Source organism: Haematobacter missouriensis (assembly GCF_000740775.1).
Lineage (GTDB): Bacteria > Pseudomonadota > Alphaproteobacteria > Rhodobacterales > Rhodobacteraceae > Haematobacter > Haematobacter missouriensis.
This window is the reverse complement of the sequence record NZ_JFGS01000066.1, coordinates 1-6,621: the sequence shown is the minus strand read 5'-3', so window position 1 is coordinate 6,621 and position 6,621 is coordinate 1. Positions and strand designations below refer to the sequence as shown.

The 6,621-nt window shown below is 62.0% G+C and carries 6 protein-coding genes and 1 pseudogene; 3 read left to right on the top strand and 4 right to left on the bottom strand.

The window, feature by feature from the left end; all coding sequences use genetic code 11:
- Positions 1-49 precede the first annotated feature (49 nt).
- Together CG51_RS18360 and CG51_RS18355 are read left to right on the top strand one after the other, a co-directional pair.
- Positions 50-2,092: a ParB/RepB/Spo0J family partition protein gene (locus CG51_RS18360; RefSeq protein WP_051930875.1), complete on the top strand. Its 2,043-nt coding sequence runs from the start codon at positions 50-52 to the stop codon at positions 2,090-2,092.
- Between the two features lie 136 nt (positions 2,093-2,228).
- The gene (locus CG51_RS18355) at positions 2,229-2,642 is read left to right on the top strand and encodes a hypothetical protein (protein WP_035747487.1); all 414 of its coding nucleotides are present in this window, start codon (positions 2,229-2,231) and stop codon (positions 2,640-2,642) included.
- Here the strand turns inward: CG51_RS18355 and CG51_RS18350 are convergent.
- The 4 genes and pseudogenes from CG51_RS18350 to CG51_RS21205 all read right to left on the bottom strand — a co-directional run.
- Positions 2,626-3,201: an AAA family ATPase gene (locus CG51_RS18350; protein WP_233141379.1), complete on the bottom strand. Its 576-nt coding sequence runs from the start codon at positions 3,199-3,201 to the stop codon at positions 2,626-2,628. The two genes, CG51_RS18355 and CG51_RS18350, sit on opposite strands and share 17 nt — an antisense overlap.
- Before the next feature lie 4 nt (positions 3,202-3,205).
- Positions 3,206-3,592: a VOC family protein gene (locus tag CG51_RS18345; RefSeq protein WP_233141378.1), complete on the bottom strand. Its 387-nt coding sequence runs from the start codon at positions 3,590-3,592 to the stop codon at positions 3,206-3,208.
- 33 nt (positions 3,593-3,625) lie between these two features.
- Positions 3,626-4,381 carry a DUF1524 domain-containing protein gene (locus CG51_RS20855; protein ID WP_248783390.1) on the bottom strand — a complete coding sequence of 252 codons (756 nt, stop codon included), beginning with the start codon at positions 4,379-4,381 and terminating at the stop codon, positions 3,626-3,628.
- Positions 4,382-4,701: 320 nt separating this feature from the next.
- Positions 4,702-5,292, bottom strand: a pseudogene (locus tag CG51_RS21205) (DUF262 domain-containing protein); the annotation flags it as partial.
- Between the two features lie 814 nt (positions 5,293-6,106).
- On the opposite strand from CG51_RS21205, the gene CG51_RS18335 reads away from it, so the two are divergent.
- Positions 6,107-6,424: a DUF736 domain-containing protein gene (locus CG51_RS18335; protein WP_035747483.1), complete on the top strand. Its 318-nt coding sequence runs from the start codon at positions 6,107-6,109 to the stop codon at positions 6,422-6,424.
- The last annotated feature ends 197 nt before the right edge of the window (positions 6,425-6,621 follow it).

The following is a 6,621-nucleotide window of genomic DNA, read 5'->3' as shown; positions in this document are numbered from 1 at the left end:
GTTGCAGCGCAGCGCTGCGCTCCAACCCAAGCCAATGAGGATCAAGACAATGACCAACACTATCGAAACGACCGCCACGGTTTCCGATGCCCTCGCCGCCGAAAACGGCGCGGTGCTGTTCGTGCCGCTGAACAAGTTGAAGAAGTCACCCCGCAACGCCCGCAAGACCCCGCACAGCGACGCGCATATCGAGGCGCTGTCAGCCAGCATCGCTGCCAAGGGGATGCTCCAAAATCTGGTAGTGGAGCCGGAGACGAACGCGGAAGGCGAAGCGACCGGCAGCTATTTCGTGACCATCGGTGAAGGCCGCAGGCTGGCGCAGTTGCTGCGTGTGAAGCGCAAGCAGATCAAGAAGACGGAAGGCATCCGCTGCGTTCTGGATACCGAGAACGACGCGGCGGAAATCAGCCTTGACGAGAACGTCACCCGCGAGGCGATGCACCCGGCCGACCAGTTCGAGCGGTTCCGGGAGTTGGCGGATAATCGCGGATGGGGGGCGGAAGAGATCGCCGCCCGGTTCGGGGTTTCGGCCCATGTCGTGAAGCAGCGGCTTCGCCTTGGCGCGGTCAGCCCGAAGCTGATGCAGGTCTATCGGGATGGCGGCTTGTCGCTGGATCAGTTGATGGCCTTCGCCATCACTGAGGATCACGACCGGCAGGAACAGGTTTTCGATAAACTGTCGTGGAACCGCGAACCCGCGACGATCCGGCGTGATCTGACCAAGACGAATGTGGAGGCGACCGAACGGCGCGCGCGTTTCGTCGGGGCGGACACCTATGCAGAGGCAGGCGGCACGATCATCCGCGACCTCTTTACCGAGGATCGGGGCGGCTATTTCGAGAATGCCGCGCTGCTCGACCGGCTTGTCATCGACAGGCTGGAAGGCGTTGCCGCCGAGGTTCAGACGGCAGAAGGGTGGAAGTGGACCGCCGCTCACATCGACTATCCCCATGCCCACGGCTTGCGCCGCACCTATCCGCGTCCGGTGGATTTGTCGGAGGAGGATGCCGCCGCGTATGACGCCGCGCAGGAGGAATTGGAGCGCCTGTCGGCGGAATGGCAGGATGCGGACGTGGACCTGCCGGAAGAGGTGGATCAGCGGCTCGCGAAACTTGAAGCCGAGATCGAGCGGATCGACGCCAAGCGCCACGCCTATGACGCCGACGAGATCGCGCGCGGCGGCGTGTTCGTCATCCTCAACCATGACGGCACGGCCCGGATCGAGCGTGGTTTCATCCGCGCCGAGGACGAAGCGTCGGAGCCGGAGGCAGCGGAAAGCGCCACCTACGAAGTGGATGGCGTGACCGTCAACAAGGATGGGGAGATCGTCGGGGACGAGGGAAACGAGGACGAGCGGGCAGATTCCGCGCTCGAGACCGAGGACGAGGATGCCGGGGATGCGGCAAAGCCGCTGTCGGACCTTCTCATCCGCGACCTGACCGCCCATCGCACCCTTGGCATGCGCCTCGCCCTTGGCGAGCAGCCGGATATGGCGCTTGTCGCCGTGGTTCATGCGCTGGCGGCGCAGACCTTCTATCGTGGCGGGGAAGCGTCCTGCCTCGAAATCCGGTTGACCAGCGCCTATCTCGCCTCCCACGCGGACGGCATCGAGGACACGCCCGCCGCGAAGGTGCTGGCGGATCGTCATGCCGGATGGGCATCGGATATGCCCCGCGACGTGGTGGACCTCTGGGCCTTTGTCGCCGGGCTGGATCATGCGAGCCTCATGGCCTTGCTCGCCCATTGCGCATCGCTGACCGTCAATGCGGTCAGGGTTCAGTGGGAGCAGAAGCCGAACGCGCGCGCGACGGCGGAGAAGCTGGCGACGGCGACGACGCTGGAAATGGCGGCGCACTGGACCCCGACCGGGCAGACCTATCTTGGCCGTGTCACCAAGGCGCATATCCTCGCCGCAGTGCGGGAAGCCGTCAGCGATGAAGCCGCCGAGCGGATCGCGGGCTTGAGGAAGCCGGAGATGGCGCAGGCCGCCGAACAGCTTCTGGCAGGAACCGGCTGGCTGCCGAACGTGCTGCGCACCGCGCCCCCTGCCGCCGAGCCGGAAGCCGACGCCTATCTGCAAGCCGCCGAGTGAGGACCGGGCCGGGATCGTGCAAGCGGTCCCGGCCTTCCTGTTTTCCACCCTCGAAAAAAATCGCGGTCGCGCGGGGATCGACCCCTCGCGACCGATCCGATGACCGTCGCCGTCATCGGTTCAGGAGGAACTTGCGATGATTGTGCTCATGTTGATGACCGTCGCGCTGGTCGCCGGTCTATGCATCCTGGCCTATACACTCGCCGTCTATGCGCTGCCCTTCATGCTCGGCGTGGAGGTGGCGCGTTGGGCCTATGCCTCCGGCTCCGGCCTGATCGGCGCGGGTCTGGTCGGACTGGTAACAGGCGCTGTCGCCTATGGTCTGCTGATCGTCCTGTTCATGGCAGTGCGCTCGACGATCCTGCGTCTCGCCGTGGCGCTTGTTTTCGCAGCGCCTGCCGCCGTTGCGGGCTATGCACTGGTTCACGGCATCACGCGCGAGGCCGTGCCGTCCGAGGTCTGGCGAACGGTCTTCTGCCTGATCGGCGGCGGTGTGACCGGTCTTTCGGCGCTGATGCGGCTGGTGGCGTCTGTCAGTCCGTCCCGATAGCGTCGGCGAGAGACGCCAACACAAAGTCGGCGCGCTGCGATGGCGTCATCTGCGGCAGCATAAGCACGTCATAGCCCAATGCCGGAAACGCTTGCATCAACCGGCCAAATTCCGCCACCGCCGCATCAAAGCTGTGCTGCCGCTCCGCGTCGGTCAAATAAATCTCCGGCCACGGCGGGGCCATGAACATGCGCTGATGGTAGCGATGCTTGATACAGAGCGCACGCAAGGCGGCATCGCCAGTTAGTTCTTCCAAGGCTGACGCGGCATCCACGAGGCCACGGTCGAAGAACACCCACCTGTTATGGCTGGCAGCCGCCATGTCGGACAGCGCCATGTCGATGGCGCGGCGCAGGAACGCCGCCAGATCGACCCACGGCAGCGCACTGCCGCCGGAACTTTGCTCCTCATCGATGATGCGGCGACCCGGCTCCTCGACCACAACATGATCGCGCGCCTTCAACTCGGCGATCAGCGTCGATTTCCCACCGCCCGAACAGCCGGACAACACCACTAAGCGCGGCGGCATCGCCCCGTCGTTGACCGACCCACCGCTCACGTCGTCACCAACACTGTGTAAGTAAAGGCGAGCTTATTGCCGTCCGGGTCGCGGACACAAGCGGCGTAGAAGCCGTCTCCATATTGTACGCGGGGACCGGGCAGCCCTCATCATGACCACCATGCGCCACTGCCGCTGCATGGAGGCTGTCGACCATCGCAGTCAACGCCGCCCGCAACGCCAGCATCACGCCATTGCCGACTGTTGCCGGTTCGCCGTCGAACGGCTTCTGGATGCACAACGCGACCTTTGTTGGGTCGTCGAACGATCTCCAGGCCGCGCTCCTTTCCTTCGTCCAGCAGCGCGGATAGCCACGAATCGCCATCAGCGGATCATAAAACTGTTCGGCGCGTGCGACATCATCAGTGGCGAGCATCACATAATCGAACATTTAGCCTCAGCTTCAGGGGATCGAAGCCGCTCCTCATTCAAATGCGACTGCTTCTTCCTCATAATCATCGTCACGCGAAGGCTGGCCGTCCGTGTCGATCTGCCGACTGATAATGCGCTTGCCCAGTTCCTCGCTGACCAGCCGCGCGCGCTCGGCAAGAAACGTGTCGTAGTCGTTCTCCCACACGCCGAAGTCGTCGAGATCGCCAATTAGGTGCGATGCCATTGCCACATCCAGCGCCTTATTCGATTTCCTGAACGTCTTCATGTAGGTCGCAGGTGGTTTGGCGCGGATTTCCCGCTTGTTCAGATAGTCGTCAACGATGGTGATGTTTAGAATGTTGTTGATTCTCCATTCCTCAACATTCTTCTTACCGAGGTAGGCGCGTGGGAAGAAATGGTGGTAATTTTTGCTGTTCGCCTGCTTCAGCCAGTAATTGCGAATGCTGACAATAGAATTGTCGTTGAACGACTTTGGTTGATGGAAGGCATAGAGGCAAAGGATCGCCTTGATCGAACTACGCCCCGCGTTGAACCAGCCATTGTCAAGCAGGAACTCCGGCGAGATGTCCACCGCCCAATCGTAGTCGGGTGATTTGTTATCAAGGACCCGGTCGATGCGACGCACGTCTTGCGCCAGCTTGCTCTCCACAGCCGAGGAATACCGTCCACCCAGCGAGCAGCGCCAGAAGAAGTCTTCCAGCAGCGGGCGCTGTTCGGCAGACGGCTTGTCCGGGTGATGGAAGAAGAAATAGGCGAACGGCACCAGGAGCGTATTGTAGGGCAGCAATTGCGACACCGGAATTCGGTAGCTGTTGCGGAAGAACTCAACAGCACGTTCGAACGCATCGACCGCACGGGGCCAAGCGTCAATAAAGCCGTTTTGCCGAGCTTGAGGATCGTCTGCTTCTTGCAGTCTTTCGTCAGGATCAGCGACACCAGTTGCAGCAGTGTCGCATCCGAGACCGTCTCGTAATCGAGTGGTTCGAGCTTGGTGACCAACTCGTCGAACTGTTCAGCGAGATCGAATTCGCGCGGCTCGTCATAGGTCTTTGCCACCATGATTTCAAAGACGCTGAGCGGTTTGCCTCCCACATTGATGCGCGTGAAAATCTCGGTGGCAACATCGATCGGCACGTCTTTCACGAGGATGATCGAGAAGTCGTAGGACTCGATGCGGCGGCGGTATTCCGAGAGTTTTTCGTGATAGTGCGCCGGATAGGCCGCGAGCTGCTGAAAACTGCCGTGGATCAGGTCACGCAGCCTGATCCATGTGCCGTCAGCGAGATCGGTTACTTCCGTTACGACGATCTGATCCTCTTCGCCGGCTTCGAGATTGATGAACATATCCGCGAAGTCGTCTGTCTTGCCCGAATTGCGCTCGACCTTGATGCCGCGCAGCGAGGCGTAAAGACTGGTCAGTCTTTGCTGGCCGTCGAGCACGAAGGAGACGGTCTCGCCGTCTTTCGGCTCCGGCAGCGGTGTATTACCGAGATCACGAACGCTGCGCAGCCGATCCTTAGTCGACCAGAAGATGAACGTGCCGACCGGATAGCCTTTGATGATGCTGTCGAGCAGGGCTGCGGACTTTTGCATGGTCCAGACGAAATCTCGTTGGAACTGAGGAATCTTGACCTGCCCACGCTCGATGTCCGTCAGAAGATTAGTGTAGTTCGAATGCGTGGGACTTGGCAAAATCATGCAGTAGCTCCTCCTAGCCTTATTGATGACGCGCATCGCTTTTCCGAACTATCGTTCAACAAGTGAGTCGATGCGAGAGGGAATGTTAGCGTTGCCCTTCGGGCCGGGCTTTCGGCTGCGCCGGAACCACACCAAAGGCGCGTTTCCGCCATTCGGCTTCAATCCCATAACGCAAGGGGCGGCGGCGGACAATTCGCGGGAAGCTCCCATTCGGTTGGGGAGGCAGTCTCGGGAGCCGGTCACGGTCGCCACGGCAGCCCCATGATGAGGTTAGGCTTTCCGTCCGCTTCGACGGGCGGGGCGGATCAGCGCCGGGAAGCTCGGATCATCCGCTTGGCGAGGTAGTGCATGCCGCCCCGCAAACGGTCTTCCGGCCATATCGGGCACGCCAGCACCGGCGAAGGTAAGACGAAGCCGCGCCCACCAACGCCCCGCTGGTATCATACGAACTGGCCTTGACGGTCAGGGTGGAAAGGACCGCAGCCGATGCAACCGGCGCAGCGTCCCCGATCCCGGCGAGGCGCAGGACGGCCGCCATTGCCGTATTCCGGCGATTTCCTGAAACGGGCGCTCCATTCGCGTCCTCGATTGGCACGGTCTGACCGAAGACCGGCTGCGCCTCGCTCGTCTTCCCGCAACGTCCGTCGCCAGCTTTTTTCCGCCGCCTTCGGCTTTGCATCGCGAACCAAAAAAGCCGTCGTCGGCCGCCTTCCACGATGTTCCAGCCCCCAGGGGTGCGGGGCCGATCGTCCCCGGTCTCACGACCACCATCGAGGTCGCAATGGTGCGGCCCGACAGGAAAAGGAATGCGACAATGGCAACCATCGGCACCTTCACCCAGAACGAAAACGCCGCAGGCTTCACCGGCGCGGTCAAGACCCTGACCCTCAACGTCAAGGCCAAGTTCGTCCCCAGCGAGGGCGACAGCGAGCGCGGCCCCGACTTCCGCATCTTCGCCGGCGCTACCGAGTTCGGCGCGGCCTGGAAGAAGACCGCCCGCGAGACGCAGCGCGAATACCTCTCCGTCAAGCTGGACGATCCGAGCTTCCCCGCACCGATCTACGCCAGCCTGGTCGAAGCCGAGGACGGAAAGTCCCACAACCTCATCTGGTCCCGCCGCAACGGCGACTAAGACCGGCTCCCCGAATCGCCCCGCTCAACCGAGCGGGGCTTCTTTTTGCTCATGTCCGCCGCCTTTCAGGAACCAAGGAGGTCAGGATACACGGCTTTCCGGTTTTCAGGCTTTGCGTATCCCGATCAGATCTTCTCCCCGGCCTCCGCTTCGCTCTGGCCGGGCTGATTGCTTGGGGGCGCTGCCCCCTGGCGCGG